The sequence below is a fragment of the Cellulomonas sp. P4_A2 genome, from assembly GCF_056402515.1.
On sequence record NZ_JBFUHG010000261.1, the window covers coordinates 1 to 353 of the forward strand.

General features: G+C 71.1%; 1 protein-coding gene. It reads left to right on the forward strand.

From position 1 onward, the window contains the following. On the forward strand, positions 1-353 hold a 353-nt coding region (locus AC1DUE_RS20980; RefSeq protein WP_477041319.1), incomplete at both ends, for a PP2C family protein-serine/threonine phosphatase.

A 353-nucleotide genomic window follows, 5' to 3' on the forward strand; every position in this document is an offset into this window, starting at 1 on the left:
GTACTCGAACACGTCGACACCGCCGGGAGGTATCTCGCCGGCACCCAGGGCATGGATATCGGAGGCGACTGGTACGACGTCGTCGAAACGGAGCGCGGCCTGGCCCTGATCATCGGGGACGTCCAGGGGCTCGGAGTCGCCGCGGCCGCGACCATGGGCCAACTGCGCAGCGCGGTAAGGGCCTTCGCTCTCAGCGGGCACGATCCGCAGGAGGTGGTGAGCGGCACCAGCCGGCTGCTCATCGACCTCGACCCCGGCCAGATCGCCAGCTGCTGCTACATCGTTCTCGACCCCGTCACCGGCCGGACCCAGGCGGTCCGGGCCGGGCACCCGCAGCCCCTGCTCCGCCACCC